The organism is Streptomyces sp. Ac-502 (genome assembly GCF_045222935.1).
GTDB classification, from domain to species: domain Bacteria; phylum Actinomycetota; class Actinomycetes; order Streptomycetales; family Streptomycetaceae; genus Streptomyces; species Streptomyces monomycini.
The window spans coordinates 70864-84225 of record NZ_JBHFFO010000002.1 but is presented as its reverse complement, the minus strand read 5'-3'; the positions used below and the strand labels follow the sequence as shown (position 1 = coordinate 84225).

General features: G+C 70.6%; 27 protein-coding genes. 3 read left to right on the top strand and 24 right to left on the bottom strand.

Annotation, left to right across the window (positions count from 1 at the left end; all coding sequences use genetic code 11):
* Positions 1-3: 3 nt before the first annotated feature.
* The 24 genes from ACEXOX_RS44575 to ACEXOX_RS44460 form a co-directional block, all read right to left on the bottom strand.
* Positions 4-498, bottom strand: coding sequence for a conjugal transfer protein TraB (locus tag ACEXOX_RS44575; RefSeq protein ID WP_406526835.1), 495 nt, complete (start codon positions 496-498; stop codon positions 4-6).
* 9 nt (positions 499-507) lie between these two features.
* Complete coding sequence (locus ACEXOX_RS44570; protein ID WP_406526834.1) at positions 508-738, bottom strand: hypothetical protein; 231 nt, start codon at positions 736-738, stop codon at positions 508-510.
* Complete coding sequence (locus ACEXOX_RS44565) at positions 735-2888, bottom strand: hypothetical protein (protein WP_406526833.1); 2154 nt, start codon at positions 2886-2888, stop codon at positions 735-737. The genes ACEXOX_RS44570 and ACEXOX_RS44565 overlap by 4 nt, the downstream gene beginning before the upstream one ends.
* Before the next feature lie 306 nt (positions 2889-3194).
* Positions 3195-3419 carry a hypothetical protein gene (locus ACEXOX_RS44560; protein ID WP_406526832.1) on the bottom strand — a complete coding sequence of 75 codons (225 nt, stop codon included), beginning with the start codon at positions 3417-3419 and terminating at the stop codon, positions 3195-3197.
* Positions 3416-3973, bottom strand: coding sequence for a hypothetical protein (locus tag ACEXOX_RS44555; protein ID WP_406526831.1), 558 nt, complete (start codon positions 3971-3973; stop codon positions 3416-3418). Before ACEXOX_RS44555 ends, ACEXOX_RS44560 begins: the two co-directional genes overlap by 4 nt.
* Before the next feature lie 14 nt (positions 3974-3987).
* Positions 3988-4191 (bottom strand): hypothetical protein, encoded by a 204-nt coding sequence (locus tag ACEXOX_RS44550; protein ID WP_406526830.1) that lies wholly within the window; start codon positions 4189-4191, stop codon positions 3988-3990.
* The gene (locus ACEXOX_RS44545) at positions 4188-4667 is read right to left on the bottom strand and encodes a hypothetical protein (protein WP_406526829.1); all 480 of its coding nucleotides are present in this window, start codon (positions 4665-4667) and stop codon (positions 4188-4190) included. Before ACEXOX_RS44545 ends, ACEXOX_RS44550 begins: the two co-directional genes overlap by 4 nt.
* A 34-nt stretch (positions 4668-4701) precedes the next feature.
* Positions 4702-5643 (bottom strand): hypothetical protein, encoded by a 942-nt coding sequence (locus ACEXOX_RS44540; RefSeq protein ID WP_406526828.1) that lies wholly within the window; start codon positions 5641-5643, stop codon positions 4702-4704.
* An 88-nt stretch (positions 5644-5731) separates the two neighbouring features.
* On the bottom strand, positions 5732-5908 hold the full coding sequence (locus ACEXOX_RS44535; RefSeq protein ID WP_406526827.1) for a hypothetical protein: 177 nt from the start codon (positions 5906-5908) through the stop codon (positions 5732-5734).
* A 36-nt stretch (positions 5909-5944) separates the two neighbouring features.
* Entirely contained in the window at positions 5945-6790 is an 846-nt protein-coding gene (locus ACEXOX_RS44530) for a hypothetical protein (RefSeq protein WP_406526826.1), read from the bottom strand.
* 18 nt (positions 6791-6808) lie between these two features.
* A complete protein-coding gene (locus tag ACEXOX_RS44525) occupies positions 6809-7057 on the bottom strand; it encodes a hypothetical protein (protein ID WP_406526825.1) in 249 nt (82 codons plus the stop codon).
* Between the two features lie 12 nt (positions 7058-7069).
* Positions 7070-7300, bottom strand: coding sequence for a hypothetical protein (locus ACEXOX_RS44520; protein ID WP_406526824.1), 231 nt, complete (start codon positions 7298-7300; stop codon positions 7070-7072).
* Positions 7301-7371: 71 nt separating this feature from the next.
* Positions 7372-7548, bottom strand: coding sequence for a hypothetical protein (locus ACEXOX_RS44515; RefSeq protein WP_406526823.1), 177 nt, complete (start codon positions 7546-7548; stop codon positions 7372-7374).
* Between the two features lie 62 nt (positions 7549-7610).
* Positions 7611-7805, bottom strand: a complete 195-nt coding sequence (locus tag ACEXOX_RS44510; protein WP_406526822.1) for a hypothetical protein — start codon at positions 7803-7805, stop codon at positions 7611-7613.
* Between the two features lie 12 nt (positions 7806-7817).
* On the bottom strand, positions 7818-7970 hold the full coding sequence (locus ACEXOX_RS44505) for a hypothetical protein (protein WP_406526821.1): 153 nt from the start codon (positions 7968-7970) through the stop codon (positions 7818-7820).
* Positions 7971-8046: 76 nt separating this feature from the next.
* On the bottom strand, positions 8047-8307 hold the full coding sequence (locus ACEXOX_RS44500; protein ID WP_406526820.1) for a hypothetical protein: 261 nt from the start codon (positions 8305-8307) through the stop codon (positions 8047-8049).
* Positions 8308-8329: 22 nt separating this feature from the next.
* Positions 8330-8569 carry a hypothetical protein gene (locus ACEXOX_RS44495; protein ID WP_406526819.1) on the bottom strand — a complete coding sequence of 80 codons (240 nt, stop codon included), beginning with the start codon at positions 8567-8569 and terminating at the stop codon, positions 8330-8332.
* Between the two features lie 21 nt (positions 8570-8590).
* Positions 8591-8764, bottom strand: coding sequence for a hypothetical protein (locus tag ACEXOX_RS44490; protein WP_406526818.1), 174 nt, complete (start codon positions 8762-8764; stop codon positions 8591-8593).
* A gap of 14 nt (positions 8765-8778) precedes the next feature.
* On the bottom strand, positions 8779-9129 hold the full coding sequence (locus ACEXOX_RS44485; protein WP_406526817.1) for a hypothetical protein: 351 nt from the start codon (positions 9127-9129) through the stop codon (positions 8779-8781).
* A complete protein-coding gene (locus ACEXOX_RS44480; protein WP_406526816.1) occupies positions 9129-9287 on the bottom strand; it encodes a hypothetical protein in 159 nt (52 codons plus the stop codon). The genes ACEXOX_RS44485 and ACEXOX_RS44480 overlap by 1 nt, the downstream gene beginning before the upstream one ends.
* Positions 9288-9363: 76 nt before the next feature.
* A complete protein-coding gene (locus ACEXOX_RS44475) occupies positions 9364-9615 on the bottom strand; it encodes a hypothetical protein (protein ID WP_406526815.1) in 252 nt (83 codons plus the stop codon).
* Positions 9612-9866, bottom strand: coding sequence for a hypothetical protein (locus tag ACEXOX_RS44470; protein ID WP_406526814.1), 255 nt, complete (start codon positions 9864-9866; stop codon positions 9612-9614). The genes ACEXOX_RS44475 and ACEXOX_RS44470 overlap by 4 nt, the downstream gene beginning before the upstream one ends.
* Positions 9863-10396 (bottom strand): hypothetical protein, encoded by a 534-nt coding sequence (locus ACEXOX_RS44465; protein WP_406526813.1) that lies wholly within the window; start codon positions 10394-10396, stop codon positions 9863-9865. The genes ACEXOX_RS44470 and ACEXOX_RS44465 overlap by 4 nt, the downstream gene beginning before the upstream one ends.
* A complete protein-coding gene (locus tag ACEXOX_RS44460) occupies positions 10396-10833 on the bottom strand; it encodes a hypothetical protein (protein ID WP_406526812.1) in 438 nt (145 codons plus the stop codon). The genes ACEXOX_RS44465 and ACEXOX_RS44460 overlap by 1 nt, the downstream gene beginning before the upstream one ends.
* Before the next feature lie 226 nt (positions 10834-11059).
* Between ACEXOX_RS44460 and ACEXOX_RS44455 the strand changes: the two genes are divergently transcribed.
* From ACEXOX_RS44455 to ACEXOX_RS44445, 3 genes are all read left to right on the top strand, one after another.
* On the top strand, positions 11060-11290 hold the full coding sequence (locus ACEXOX_RS44455; protein WP_406526811.1) for a hypothetical protein: 231 nt from the start codon (positions 11060-11062) through the stop codon (positions 11288-11290).
* A gap of 172 nt (positions 11291-11462) precedes the next feature.
* On the top strand, positions 11463-12668 hold the full coding sequence (locus ACEXOX_RS44450) for a multiprotein-bridging factor 1 family protein (RefSeq protein ID WP_406526810.1): 1206 nt from the start codon (positions 11463-11465) through the stop codon (positions 12666-12668).
* Positions 12669-12864: 196 nt separating this feature from the next.
* On the top strand, positions 12865-13161 hold the full coding sequence (locus ACEXOX_RS44445) for a hypothetical protein (protein WP_406526809.1): 297 nt from the start codon (positions 12865-12867) through the stop codon (positions 13159-13161).
* Positions 13162-13362 lie beyond the last annotated feature (201 nt).

Sequence of the window (13362 nt, the reverse complement as noted above, 5' to 3'; positions counted from 1 at the left end):
GGGTCAGCGGACTTCGTTGAAGCCGGGCTTGGGCTGGTCGTACTCGGAGGCCCGGGCGACTTCGTAGATGCCGCCGTACTGGGCCTGGTGGGCGTCGCGCACGCCCTGGGCGTCGGCTTCCACCCGGTCGGCAGCGTTCGTGACCTCGCCGGCGGCCTCGGCGACCCGGTCGAAAGCGGCGGCGACCTCCAGGGTCTGCGCCTGGAATCGGGCATCGGCCCCTGCCTGGTGGAGGTGGCCGGACAGGCGGCGGGCCCGGTCGGCGTCATCGTGCATCCGGGCCTTGAGCAGGTGCAGCCGCTCTTTGAGGAGCGCGGCAGCTCCGGCCAGGGCGATGACGCGCCCGGCGAGGGAGACGAAGTTCAAGATGCCGTGCAGGGCAGCGGACCAGCCGGTGGGTGCGGTGTCGTTGCGGACCGCGGGCACGGTGCTGGGTTCGGCGGCTTCGGCGCCGGTCTGCACGGATGTCGGCTCGATGGCGTTGCTGTCGTCGCTCACAGGGCGTCCTCAGCTCTGGTTGTGGATCGGGGCGGACGGGGTGGTCAGGCCCGCGTCGGCGGTGGCCTGCGTGAAGGGCCGGTAGGCGTCGTTGAGGTCGTCGTTGGCGGCCTCCGCCATCTCCGCGGCCTCCAAAGAGGAGATCTGCATCTCGTCGGCCATACGGGCCAGGAGGTCCATGGATTCCGACAGGCGGGCCATCGAGCCGGTGAACAGGCGTCCGATGAGGTTGTGGTTCACGGCGAGGTCTGCGGTGAACGCATCGAGGACGTCGCGCAGGGCGCGGGCCCGGTCAGAGAGCTTGAGGCACTGTTCGTGGGTCTGGAAGCCGTCGGCGGAGAAGACGTCGTACTCATCCAGCGCGTCGTCGAGGGTGATCTCGGTGGCGTGCTGGGCGTCCATGTGCTGGGCGGCGTGGGCGACGGTGGTGCTGTGCTGGTGGGCCATGGTGCGGGCCTCCTTGAGGCGGGGGTCGGTCGGGGCGGAGGCGGAAGCAAGGGCGCGGGTGGGGGGCACGGGGCGGGGGCGGGTGGTGCCCGGCCGCTGGGTGTGGGGGGTGCGGGCCGGGGGAGGGCGCCCTGGCCTTGGGTGAGGGCGTCGGGCTCCCAGCGGCGGGCCTGCGCGCCGACGTAGTCGTCGCGTTCGACGGTGACGGTGGTGGGGCCGGTGCTGGCGGCGTGCTCGAAGGGGCTGCGCCGCGGACCGGCCTGCCCGCTGGTTGGACCGCCGGTCTGCGTCCGGTGGTTCTGCCCGCGGCTGGCGTTCGGGCCCGGGGCTCCGGTGCTGCCGGGCTTGGGGCCGGCGGCCCAGGCGTCGTAGGCGTTGCGGGCGCGGTTGCGCATCCGGGTCCAGCGGTCCTTGCTTCCGGTACGCGCCTGGGAGGTGCGTGCTTGGGAGGTGCGTGCTTGGGAGGTGCCGGGTCCCGTCTTCGGCCCGCCCGGGCCCGTCCTGGGTGTGCTCTTCGGTGACGGCTTGGTCTTGTTCTGGTTCTGGGTGTTCTTCTTGGTGCGCTGTTTGTGGTTCTTCCACAGCGGCGGCACGCCGGCGGTCCGCTGGTTCCACCGGGCTCCGGCGGCCGTGGCGGTGTTGTGCTTGAGGGCGTCCCAGAGGCTGGTGCGGCGCGGGCCGCGTGTGCTGCCGGTGTTCTTGCTCCCGCCGGAGTGCTTGTTCGGGCGGGGTGCTTTGGGTGTCTTGGGGGTGTTGGTGTGCGGGCCCTTTGCCCCGCCAGCCGTGGGCTGCTGGGTGGGGCCGGGCCCCTTGGTCTTCTTCGCTGACTGGTTTGGGGTGTTTTTCTTGTTCTGCGGGGTCTTGGTGCTGTTCTTGGGGCCTTTGGGGGTGGTGTCCTTCCACAGTGCGGGCGCGTCGGGGTTCTTGCGGCGCTGCTTGAGCCGCCGGGCGGCGGACTTCTGCGCCGTGTCCTTCAGCGCTTCCGGCAAGGTGGTGCGGCCGGCATCACGAGCCCCGTTGCGGTGCGTCTTGTGCTGCTTCTTCAGGCTGGGGCCGGCGCCCTGGGAGGTGCGCTGCGGCGTCTTCGTGCGGTTCCTGCGATCCCTGGAGGAGCCGCCACCGGCGCTGTCCGTACCGCGGGAGGACGTACCGCCGAATCCGGTACCGGAACGGCGGTCCTTACCACCGCCGCGGCCGCCGGAGTTCGTGGTGCCCTTCGCACCGCTGCCGAAGCCGCCCCCCGAGCCGCCGGACGCGGAGCGGTCCTTCGTCCCCGCGCCGCCACCTCCGTGGCGGCCGCGCCCGGACGCCCCGCGGTCACTGCCACCGGACCCGCGGACCCGCGATCCGCCGCCCTTCGCCCCTCCCCCGCCGCCGGACAAGCCGGACCCGGCACCCGAGCGGCCGTGCGGGCCCACCCCCGGCTTATTGCCGCGGCCGGGTCCCGTGCCGGACGCACCCGACGAACCCGAACCGCTCCTGCCCCCACCGCCGGACCGCTGACCGCCGCTTCCGCCACCGCCGGCCGTCTTGCGGCCGAACTCCAGGCCCGAGGGCACGCGATTCTGCTGCTTGGCGCGCTGCTGCGCCGCCTTGTCGCCGATCCCGTGCATCGCCTGCTCGTGCTTGGCCTGCGCCGCCTCGCTCGCGAATCCTGCTTGCTCCATGGCCAGCTGGTGCTTGAGGCGGGCCTGGCGCAGCGGGGCGCCCTCGGCGCGCTTCTGCATCCGCCGCTGGCGCCAGTCCTCCAGGGCGATGCTGGTGCCGCGCAGCGCGGCAACGGCCACCGCGAGAATGGCGGCCATGGACAGGGAACCCGTCCGGCCGCCCGCGTCCTGGGAGGTGTCGCCGGGGCCGCGGAAGGTGTCCGGCAGCCCGCCCTCGGGGCTCGGGGTGGCCGTCGCCGGGGCCAGGCTGAAGTCCGCAGCCGGAAGCGCGTCCACGATGTCCAGGGGGCTGCGCCGGGTCTGCTCCCCCGTTCCGCTTGCGCCTTCTGCGGGGGTGGAACTTCGGTAGGCGAGGTGTCCGGGGAGCCGGAGGGCGACCCCGCGGCGGGGCTCAGACGGAAGCCGAGCCGGGGGAAGTTCAGGATGCGGGCATCGCCGCCGCGGGTGGAATCGTCGCTCATGACGCCTCCTTTCGGGGTTGACAGGCTGTAGTCGGGTGCGGCACCCTCGCGCGTGCGCGTTGCGCACGCGCGTTGGGCGGTTCATCACCTCGTTTCCGGCGGGTGATGATGACGAATCCGGTCACTGCGTGTAGTCCCGGTAGAAGTTGTTGAGGTGGGCCGCCAGCCGGTTCGCGACCTCCGGATCGCCGGCTTCGAGTGCGTCCTTGGCGAGCTTGCGGCACACGTTCGTCCAGAACGTGATGAGGTGCAGCGGACCGCGTTCCGCGGCCTTCGCCTGGGCCGCGTTGTAGTGCTCCGCTTGGTTGGCGAGGGTCTGCTGCTGGGCCTTGGCCAGCGTGGTCACAGGGCCTCCGGGAACAGGTCGGTGATGTTCGGCAGCGGCTGGTTGGCGGCGCCTGTGGTCGGCAGGGAGTAGGGCTGCGGGCTGACGTACTGGGGCGGCGGGGCGGCCGGCTGCGGGGGTGTGACGGGCGGCCCGTACGCGGTGTCGGGGGCGGCGAGGGAGTGGGCTGACTCGGTCAGGGATCGGTCGACGACGGCGCGGGCTTTGACCCGGGTCAGGGCCCGCATCTGGCGGCGGGCCTGCTTCTTCTCCAGGGCCTTCGCACGGCGTTCGGGCAGCTTCAGGACGTCGTACTTGTAGCCGGAGTTGATGCCTTCGCATCCGGCGGCGGCCTTTTGCAGGAGCTCGGCGACCTTGTCGAAGCGCTTGCCCATCTTGCGGGCCCGACGCCGGGCGGATCCGGGCTTGTCGCCTTCGATGACCTGGGCTGCGAGGCGTTCTCGCACGATCTGGCCGAGCTGGCGGATCTGCGCGGCGTCGTTCCTGAGGGTGGCGAGCTGTTCGTTGGTGTAGTCGCGCATGCCCTGTTGGGTCATCAGGTGGTCGGTGTCCATGGCATACGTCCTGGTCAGTCGCGGTTTTCGGCGGGGAGTTCGAGGCGGAGGTGGCACACGTCGGTGCTGGTCGCGAGCCGTTCGGCGAAGTAGGCGCGCACGTGGCCGACTGCTTCGTTGAGGGCGTCGAGTACGCCGTCGAGGGTGACGTTGTCCCACTCGTAGCGGGCGCCTTCGGGTCCGGTGGCCGGGGGCTGGTTGCGTGCTTCGTTGCTCATGCGGCGGCTCCGGGGGCGGTGAGGGCCTGGCCGGTGCAGTTGGCGGCGTGCTTGCGGACGCGTTCGAGGGCGTGGGAGTACCAGAGGTCGGGGTGGCCTTCGGGGCATCCGGTGCAGGTCCAGCGGGTGTTGAGCCGGTCGGCGTCCCAGGGGTCGGTGGGGCGGGGCTGGGTGGCGGTGATTTCGACGGGGGCGCCGGCGCGGTTGGTGATGCGGTACCAGACGTGGCCGGTGCCGGTGGTGGGGAGGTCGGGGCGCAGCGTGTAGGTGGCGGTGCGGCAGGTTTCATGGAGGAGGCCAGCGTCGTGCAGGGCGGACAGGGCGTTGCGGGCGCGGGTCCAGCCGAGGCCGGGGTGGATGTCGGTGAGCGTGAAGGGGGTGATGACCTGGTCGGGGTCGAAGTCGTCCAGGTGGGTGCGGAGCCAGTCGGTGAGCTGGTCGGGGGTCAGGGGCTGGGGGGCGGATCGGGTGGTCATGTCGGTCTCCTGTCGGTGTCGGGCGGGGTGGCGGTCAGGGGGTGGGTGGTTGCGGATTGTTACCGGTGACCTTGGTGTGGACGTCCTTGTACAGGGCGCGGATGTCGTCGGTCTTCAGCCCGTATCCGGCCTCGCGCCACGCCTTCTCGAAGGCGTTCTGGGAGGGGGCCGGGCCGGTGCCGCGGAGGTCGAAGTAGAGGTCGAAGGCGAGCCTGCGACGGTCGGCTTCGCCTGCGTCGGGCCTCTTGTTCGCCTGTGCCTCGCCGGGGTTTGCGCCGGGCGTGCCTGCACCGTGACCGGAGGTGCGCCCTGGTGCGCCCCCGCTGGTCAGAGGGCTGTCGTCGTCGGCTGCCGGGGCGGGTGCGCCCTGATCTTCTACAGCGGGGCGCAGGGACTGCAGGGCGTAGGTCTCGTCCCGCTTCGGGAGGCTCTTGAAGGCGCCCATACGGTCGATGCGGGAGGTGATCTGCAGCTCGATGCCGAGCTGGTCGAGGGTGTCGTCCAGGCCGTGGAAGGAAGCGTCGCCGGCGCGCATGAGGGCCTTGTCGTAGCGGCTCTTGGGCATCCACCAGGGCTTACCGAGCGTGGCGAGGACGACGATGCGGTCCTGGGCGTTGCGGCGGCTGATGGACTGGGCGTCGGCGCCGCGGGAGCCGATGCCGAGGCGGGACTCGAGGCGCTTGAGGCGGTCGCGCCAGGCGCGGGCGAGGAGCCCGTCCGACTTGATCTCGATCTTCTTGAGCTTCGTCTCGAGGCCGAGGAGCTTGTGCAGGCCGTAGGCGAGCATGACGGGGCCGACGATGCGGACGGCGGCGGTGCCGATGTCCTCGCCCTCGAAGCGGACGACTTCGATGGCGCCGATGGCCTGGGCGAAGACGAGGAAGTACGCGGCGCGGGCGGCGCCCTTGTCGTTGAACGCCCAGGAGTACACGGACAGGCCCAGCACGATGGCTTCGAGGACGAGGCCGACCGTCATGTGCCAGGGGAGTCCATGTGGAGGCGTTTGTCGGCGAAGCGGGAGGAGGTGTTGGTGGACAGGGCGAGGCCGGCGGTGACGACGAGGCTCATGCCGAGGAAGCCGATGATGCGGCGGCGGGGGTCTTGCCGTGGGGCTTGCGGCGTTCGGTGCGTCCTCGGAGGGCGGCGATGCGGTAGCCGAAGGCGAGGGTGAGGAGGGCGAGCAGGGCGGCCCATGCCGCTACGGGCACCTGCTCGACCGTGTGCTGCAGCTGGGGAAGCATGGGCCGGTCTCCTTTCGGGGTGGTGGTGCGGGGTCGTCAGGCGCGGTAGACGGGCGGGCGGATGCCCGCGCGGAGCTCGCGGATGATCGAGCAGGGGCCCTTGGTGGCGCAGTACGCGTCGTCGGTGTCCGGCAGCGGGTTGCTGGTCATGCCGAGGCGGTCCTTGGCTACGGTGTTGACGACGCGCAGCATTTCGCCGCCGTTGGGGCGGCAGGGGCTGTTCTGCCCGCCGACACCGTGCCGGTGCGCGTTCACGATGTGCTGCCGGGCCTGGCGGGCGGCCCACCGACGCCGATCGGGGCCGGTGTTCTCGTGGACGTGGCCCGAGTCGTGGAACGTGTCCAGGTGGCAGGCGGTGCAGTGGTAGGTGACCATGTGGGCCGGTTCGCTGTCGCGTAGCCACTTGCCTTCGAACTCGTAGACGATGACCTCGGCGCCCGGCACCTCGGTGTGCGCGAAGGCGGTGACGAGGCCGACGCCGTCCGCGATGGCACCGCGCGCCTGCACGTTCCAGAAGACGCGGGGCAGGAAGTCGTCCCAGCCCTTGCCATGGGGCCACTGGGCGTACACGACGCCCTGCGAGGCGTCGAACGTCGCTGTGCCGTCGGTGTTCTGGCGCTTGTACTGCTCGATCTGGTCGACCGACCCGAAGTAGGTGGCGCTGAACTCCTCGGACTCCAGGAAGACCAGCCCGTAACCCTCGGGGCGGGTGTCGTGGCCGTTGTCCTTCAGGATCTCGACCATGTCGTCGTAGCCGGGATTGCCGGGGGCGATGGTGCCGATGAGCGGCAGCCGGTAGTAGTCGCAGCTGGTGACGTGGGTCGGGTTGGTGTCGCTGACGTTGTGCGGCGTGCCGTACGTGTTCCGGATCGTGACGTTCATGGGCTGGCTCCTTTCGGGTTACAGGTCGGGGTCGGTGAGGCGGCGGCCGTGGGCGAGGAGTTCGGCGGTGAGGGCGTCGCGGGCTTCGTCGTCGGTGAGGCGGATGCCGGTGGCGCCGTAGGTGTAGGCGGTGAGGTCGGCGGGGGTGGGGTCGCAGGGGCCGTGGAGGCGGATGTGCCGGGCGCAGCGCATGGCGCGGCGGCGCCGTCGGGCTTGGCGGTAGCGGTCGATGTCGCCGGTCAGGGCGAGGGCGAGGAGGTCGGGCACCGGGTCTCCTGGTCAGGTGGTGGGGCGGGGCAGCTGGCGGCAGTTCTTGGCGTGGGTGTCGGCCCAGCTGGTGACGGCGGCCGCGTAGCCGTTGCTGTTGTGCGCTTCGCAGCCGCGGCGTTCGGCGGCGAATCCGTCGTCGGTGACGTCGACGGTGATGTTCGGGTCGGCGAGCGCGATGCCTGCGAGGGTGAGGTAGCGGTTGACGACGCCTGTGGGCCATGCGGTCTGCTGGGCGGCCATGGTTCGGTCCTTTCGGGTTCGGGATGCTGTGGGGGCCCGGTGTCGGCTGCCAGGCCCCGCGCGGTGGGTGGTCAGCGGCCGCGGGCGGCGTTGATGTCGTCGTTGGTGGCCCCGGCGGCGTGGGCTTCGTCGACGCGGTCGTTGGCGATGACGGCGGCGAGGTCGGCTTCGGGGCTGCCGAGGCCGTGCTGGTTGGTGGCGTCGATGAGGTGCTGGACGGCGTCGGCGGCGTTCTGGGCTGCGCTCATGGGAGGTCTCCTTCGGTGCGGGTCCGTCGTGTCGGCTCCGGCGGACTCTGCGGCAGGGGTGGTCAGCGAATGTCGGTGAGGACTCCGTGCTTGTCGACGTCCGCACGGGTGTCGCACTGGACGCAGGTGTGGGTGCTGCCCCCGCTCGGGTGCAGGGCGGTGGTCATGACGTTGCCTCCGCAGCACTTGAGTACGGGGTCGGTTCCGACCTCGTCGCCGGGGCTGAGCTTGAGGTGGTAGTCGGTGGTCACAGACATGTCGGGGCTCCTTCAGTCGTTGTCGTCGGTCTCGGTGACGGTGAGGTCGGGGTGGTGTTTGCGGGTGTGGGTGATGCGCTGTTCGGCGAGGTCGGGGGCGTTGGTGGCGAACTCGTCGAGGAAGGTGCCGTCGGCGTCTTCGACGCGGTAGCGGGTGAAGTCCATGGCGGGTCTCCTGTCGGCGGTGGGGTGCGGGGCCCGGTCCGTTGTCGGCTCCCGGCCGGGCCCCGCGGGAGGGTGGTCAGGCGACGCGCTGGTTTGCGACGCGGTGGCGGTCTTCGACAGTCGCGATGAGACCGGTGCTCTCAAGGGCGTAGTAGGTCTTGTGCGACCTGCCTTCCATGCGGATGGCTTCGAGGTCGAAGAGCAGGCGGGCTGCGGCGAAGTGGGCCTGGGCCTGGGCTGCGCGGGCGGCGGTCCATTCGGCGCGGTCAGCGCGGCCGTTGAGGAGTTGTTCGCCCTTGGCGAGGTGGTCGGCGGCGGTCATCGGCTGGGTGTCCATGGCTGCTCCTGGGTTGTGGTGGTCAGGCGTTGAAGGTGATGCCGTGGCTGCCGCCGGTGATGTGCACGCCGTCCGTGCCGTCGTCCTGGACGTTGCTGGCGGTGTAGGTCGTGCCGGTGGTCGTGTTCACGCGGGTGTCGCCGGTGCCGGTGTGGAGGTTGTCGGTGGATCCGTCGGTGAAGGTGTTGACGTGTCCGGCCTGGTAGGCGGTGCCGTGGATCTCGGCGTCACCGGTGATCTCGTTGCGTACGTTGCGGGGCATGGCGTCTCCTGGGTGTGGTGGTCAGGCGGTCTGCTCGTCGGGGACGACCTTGAACTTGTCGCCGTTGGCGGCGTAGACGACGTGGACGTGTTCTCCTGCGGCGCGGAGGACTTCGACGACGGCGTCGAGCATCGGCAGGGAGCGGGCGGAGCCGGCGGGCAGCTCACGCGGCAGGGACACGATGGACGTGGACATCGGTGTTGCCTCCTTCAGGGCTGGTCCGGGTCGATGTCGGCGGCTGCTTCGTCGGCGAGAAACCGCGGCAGGGCCTCGAGGTGGACGGCGAGCGCTTCGATGTGGGCCAGGGCGGCGTGGCGCTGTTCGCAGGGCAGGACCGCGATGCCGGGGCCGGTGATCAGGGTGCGGAGGACCGCGGGGAGGAGCGCGAGGATGCTGTCGTCTCCAGCGAGGCGGGTCAGGACGGCGCTGGTGGTGTCGGCGTCCAGGCCGGTCGCCTCGTGGAGTTCACAGAGACCGGCCAGGATCTTGTCGAGTGCGGGGTGAGCACCGGCCAGGTCAGCGAAGGGCCCGGTGACCTGACCGGCCGTGCAGAGCGTCATCACTGGTCGCCGCCCTCGAAGGTGCGGGTGATGCCGTAGGTGTCGGCGTTCGGCTCGGGCTCGTTCTCCCGGGCGGCGGAGCCGTGCTGGCGGGCGTACGTCTGGATGGCGCGGGGCCGGTAGTCGGCGAAGCACAGGGCGACGAGGGGGTGTCCCACCAGCCGAGGAAGACGGCGTCGATGTCGGCGACCAGCTCGGGGCTGACCGGGCCGGGCTGCGGGTTCGGCAGGGAGGTCATCGCGCGCCTCCGGTGGTGCGGGAGGTCTTGGCCGCCTCGTAGGTGGCGGCGGTGACCAGGGCCAGGGTCAGGCCGGCGCCCGTCACGGTGCCCGGCAGGTCGTGCTGGGTGACGGCGGCCAGGGAGGCGCAGGCGGCGGCCATCGCCCACAGGGCGGGCAGGGCGTAGGCGGGGGTGCGGGGGTGAAGGCAGGACAGGAGTCCGGCGGCGGCCAGGGCGGTGGTCAGGAACGACAGGACGGTGGTCACCGAGTGCCTCCTGTCTTGCGGAGGGTGCGGGAGCGCAGCAGGTCGTGCGCGGCGGCGCAGGCCAGGACCACGGCGAGGATCAGGGTGGTCCAGGTCCAGGCGATGTTGCGGTCGGCGGCGTAGGTGACGGCCGCGCAGGTGGAGGAGCCGGACAGCAGGGCGGCGGCGATCCACCGGGGGGCGCTGCGGTGGGCGGCGGCCAGCAGGGCCAGGCCGAAGAAGCACAGGCCGAGCGCGGTGAGGATGCTCATGAGGTGCCTCCGGTGGGCCGGTAGGAGCGCAGGTCGGCGTCGTCGCGGTGGTCCTGGGCGTCACGCCGGGACTGTGCGGCCGCGTAGTCCGCGGCGTCCTGGGCCCGGCCGGTGACGACCCGCAGCGCGGGACGGTTCGAGTCGCCGATGCCGGCGGACTGCTGCTTTACGGCGGCCGCCCGGTTCTCCGCCAGCATCAGACGGGTGACCGTGCCCAGCGCCATCGCCATCAGCTCCGCAATCTCCGCGGGCATCTGCGCGGCGAAGTCGTCCTGGCCGGTCTCCTGGTCGGTGACCGCGATGCGGGTCACCGGGGACAGGTCACCGTCGATGTAGTCCAGGCCCGCCTTCGCGAAGGCGTGGAAGGCGTTGGACAGCAGGCGGGTGGCGGAGGCCGGGGACGACGGCACGTCTTCGGCGAGGCGCTGCGTGTGCGCCATGGCCTCGCGCAGCTCGTCGTCGTGGCGGGCGCGGCGCAGGAACTCGTCCGGCTGCGGCAGGTACGCGATACGGGAGTCGACGGTGGTCATCACGCGGTCACCACCCGGATGCTGCGACCGTCGATCGTGGCCATAGCCGGGAGCCGGTAGACCACGGGGCCCGCCACGGACAGCTTCTGGCCGGGCCGGATCGGACCGCCCGCCGCGCGGGCCGCGTCCATCACCACGGCGGCGTCGACGGTGACCATGCCGGTCTCGCCGTACACGTCGGCCAGGACCATGCCGATGCGGTCGTCATGGGCGGGCACCACACGCAGAAGCGTGGCGGTGACCGAGACCGTGATGCCGTCGGCGGTCTGGTTCAGGATGCGGTCGGTGTCGGTCTTCAGCTCATCGTCGAAGACCTGAACGGTCAGCTTGCCCGGCCTGGCGGACGGGGCGGTCGGCTGGGGGTAGTCGGTGGCCTCGGCGCCGATGGCGTGCGGGGCGATGGTGCTTGTGGTCGATGCGCAAGTAGCATCATTCATGGTTCGACTCCTGATAGCGCAGGTGATCGAGCTGTCCCGTCAGGAGGTCAGAGCCCTGTTGGGACACACGACCCCGGATCGGCGAGAGCTGACCGGGGTCGTCCTGTTGTGCTGACACGACCGTAGCAACTTCCTTGTTCAAATACAAGGAAGTGTGGGAGGATTCCTTATGCCCGACTCCCCCGAGGGAGCAGAAGTCCAGAGAGAGAAGGGAGCACCAGACTTGGTGTCGTTCGCCGACATGCCCGCGCGGCTGGAAGAGAGCGGCCTCAAGCGGATCAGTGCACAGCGGATCCGGCAGCTCGCCGAGTCCGACCCCGACTGGCCCGTCCCGATGGACAAGGCCGTGAAGGTGGGGCGCGTACGCGTCTTCGACTGGAACGTCCTCGAGCCCTACTTCGCGAATCGGAAGTCCCGCCAAGGACAGCGAACCGACATCGGGAAGGAAGACTCGTAGACCAGCCAGGGAGGCTTCATCTTTCACGCCTCCCATGCCAGCACCGGACCGCACCCCCAGCGCCTCACGGCGTGTTTACAACCAGCAGCAACGGCGTTTGACAACAGCTCAAGTCCCGGCATTTCCGGCAAACGCCACCCGAGGATCAATGGAGAGGAGGAACACTCACCACATGCCGACCTTCCCGGAGCAACTCCGTACCCGCCGCCTCAAGGCGGGCCTGTCGCTGGCCGATCTGGCCGAGCGGACGCACTACAACCGCTCGTACCTGCACCACGTTGAGTCCGGGCGCCGGCCCGCCAACGAGCACGTGGCCGCCAAGACCGACGTAGCGCTCAACGCCGACGGCGCGCTGTACACGGCATGGGAGCGGGACGACGCCGTACGACGCCGGGACGCGGCCTTGCGCCGCACCAGGGCGGCGGCCCTGGCCATCTCCAGGGACCTGTGCTCGCTGGCAGACCTGGACATAGGAGAGCTGCACGCAGGCGTGGAAGAGACTGCGGTCGACTACCTGTCCACAGCGCCGGCGCCGATGATGGACCGCGCGCACACGCTCCAGGCCGAGGCGTACGAACGGATCCGGTCCGGCCATCACCGCCCGCAGGACCGTTCCGACCTGTACGTGACGACCGGACGCCTGTCGGGTGTCCTGGCGTACGCGCTGCTCGACATAGGGGAACCGGGCGAGGCTCTGAACCATGCAGCCGCGGCCGCGCGGTGCGCCGAGTGTGCGGGCGACGCGGAACTGGCGGCATGGGTAGCGGGCACCCGCTCGCTGATCGCCCGGTTCATGGGTGACTACGGCCTCGCGCTGGAGTTCGCCCGGGACGGCTACCAGTGGGTGGGCGGCGGCAACGGGACCGCGGAGGCGCGGCTCAGGTGCGGCGAGGCCCAGTGCCTGGCGAACCTCGGCAACTCGGTGGCGGCGAACGCCGCTCTCGACAGCGCCGAGGAGGCCCGCGGCCGGATACGCCGGCCCGACGAGCTGGGCGGCCTGTTCGGATTCTCGGTGGCCAAGCAGCGCTACTACGCCGGGTCCTCGCTGATCTGGCTGGACGGCGGGCACGACGCTGAGCGCGCTGAGCGGGAAGCGACGGCGGCGATCGAGCTGTGGCAGGCGTCGGCTCCGGAGGAACGGTCGCTTGACGACGAGCGCCTGGCACACGTCTACCTGGCCACGGCCCGGGTGCAGCTCGGGGATGTGGAGGGCGCGGCGGCGGCGGTACGGCCGGTGCTGTCGCTGCCGGTCGAGGACCAGATCTCGTGGATCGTGAAGCGGATGGATCGGCTGTCGAGCATGTTGTCGGCCCCGAGGTTCCAGGGGAACCGGACGGCGGCGGAGACTGTCGAGGCCATCAAGCAGCTGGCGGCGTGATGAGGAGGAGCACGATGCGCGGACCGCCGTGAACATGAAGTGAGCGGACGACCGGTTGGCCCCGGCCGCCCGCCCTATGCCCTGGCGCAAATTCGCAGCAGCGCCAGAACTGACACACCAACCCTGTGAGGAAGGCCGTCTCTGTGAGCCTAACCGTTTTCCAGGGACTCCGTAAAAGTCTCCGGAGGCCCGCACCATGACCTCCTGGAAGCCGGAGGACCTGCCCCTCGTCGCCACGTTCAGCGAGGTAGCAGACCTTCTACGCCAGTACGGACTGGACGAGAACGCCACTGGCGACACAGTCCGCTACCGGGCCCGCACCGACGAGAAATGGCCGATCGGCGAAGGCAAGCCGTACGCCTGGGCGAAGGTCGCGAACGCCGTCAAAGCGATGCCGCCCGGCCCCGTGCTCGAGCTGTACGAACAGCATCCCCGGCCAGCTGGCCGCCGCGGGCCGGACAAGAAGCCCCGCAAGCCACGGGAACCGAAGTGAGCCGGTTATCTGGCTACAGCCACGCGCGTGGTAGTCCAGAACGCGAAACGGCCGACGGAAGTTCGCAGCTCCGCCGACCGTCCAAGCGCACACAGCGAGTCCTACCTCGCTGCATCAACAGATCCACCCCTAGGAAGGCGATCCATGCCGAGGGTACCCGTATCACCTGCCCGCTTCACCAGTAGTCCTTCAGTCAACGTT

Excerpts from the sequence above, each read along its gene's own strand:
- ACEXOX_RS44555 (WP_406526831.1), bottom strand. The coding sequence starts at position 3,973 with ATGGACACCGACCACCTGATGACCCAACAGGGCATGCGCGACTACACC.
- ACEXOX_RS44550 (WP_406526830.1), bottom strand. The coding sequence starts at position 4,191 with ATGAGCAACGAAGCACGCAACCAGCCCCCGGCCACCGGACCCGAAGGC.
- ACEXOX_RS44545 (WP_406526829.1), bottom strand. The coding sequence starts at position 4,667 with ATGACCACCCGATCCGCCCCCCAGCCCCTGACCCCCGACCAGCTCACC.
- ACEXOX_RS44540 (WP_406526828.1), bottom strand. The coding sequence starts at position 5,643 with ATGACGGTCGGCCTCGTCCTCGAAGCCATCGTGCTGGGCCTGTCCGTG.
- ACEXOX_RS44535 (WP_406526827.1), bottom strand. The coding sequence starts at position 5,908 with ATGCTTCCCCAGCTGCAGCACACGGTCGAGCAGGTGCCCGTAGCGGCA.
- ACEXOX_RS44530 (WP_406526826.1), bottom strand. The coding sequence starts at position 6,790 with ATGAACGTCACGATCCGGAACACGTACGGCACGCCGCACAACGTCAGC.
- ACEXOX_RS44520 (WP_406526824.1), bottom strand. The coding sequence starts at position 7,300 with ATGGCCGCCCAGCAGACCGCATGGCCCACAGGCGTCGTCAACCGCTAC.
- ACEXOX_RS44515 (WP_406526823.1), bottom strand. The coding sequence starts at position 7,548 with ATGAGCGCAGCCCAGAACGCCGCCGACGCCGTCCAGCACCTCATCGAC.
- ACEXOX_RS44510 (WP_406526822.1), bottom strand. The coding sequence starts at position 7,805 with ATGTCTGTGACCACCGACTACCACCTCAAGCTCAGCCCCGGCGACGAG.
- ACEXOX_RS44505 (WP_406526821.1), bottom strand. The coding sequence starts at position 7,970 with ATGGACTTCACCCGCTACCGCGTCGAAGACGCCGACGGCACCTTCCTC.
- ACEXOX_RS44500 (WP_406526820.1), bottom strand. The coding sequence starts at position 8,307 with ATGGACACCCAGCCGATGACCGCCGCCGACCACCTCGCCAAGGGCGAA.
- ACEXOX_RS44495 (WP_406526819.1), bottom strand. The coding sequence starts at position 8,569 with ATGCCCCGCAACGTACGCAACGAGATCACCGGTGACGCCGAGATCCAC.
- ACEXOX_RS44490 (WP_406526818.1), bottom strand. The coding sequence starts at position 8,764 with ATGTCCACGTCCATCGTGTCCCTGCCGCGTGAGCTGCCCGCCGGCTCC.
- ACEXOX_RS44485 (WP_406526817.1), bottom strand. The coding sequence starts at position 9,129 with ATGACGCTCTGCACGGCCGGTCAGGTCACCGGGCCCTTCGCTGACCTG.
- ACEXOX_RS44470 (WP_406526814.1), bottom strand. The coding sequence starts at position 9,866 with ATGAGCATCCTCACCGCGCTCGGCCTGTGCTTCTTCGGCCTGGCCCTG.
- ACEXOX_RS44465 (WP_406526813.1), bottom strand. The coding sequence starts at position 10,396 with ATGACCACCGTCGACTCCCGTATCGCGTACCTGCCGCAGCCGGACGAG.
- ACEXOX_RS44460 (WP_406526812.1), bottom strand. The coding sequence starts at position 10,833 with ATGAATGATGCTACTTGCGCATCGACCACAAGCACCATCGCCCCGCAC.
- ACEXOX_RS44450 (WP_406526810.1), top strand. The coding sequence starts at position 11,463 with ATGCCGACCTTCCCGGAGCAACTCCGTACCCGCCGCCTCAAGGCGGGC.
- ACEXOX_RS44445 (WP_406526809.1), top strand. The coding sequence starts at position 12,865 with ATGACCTCCTGGAAGCCGGAGGACCTGCCCCTCGTCGCCACGTTCAGC.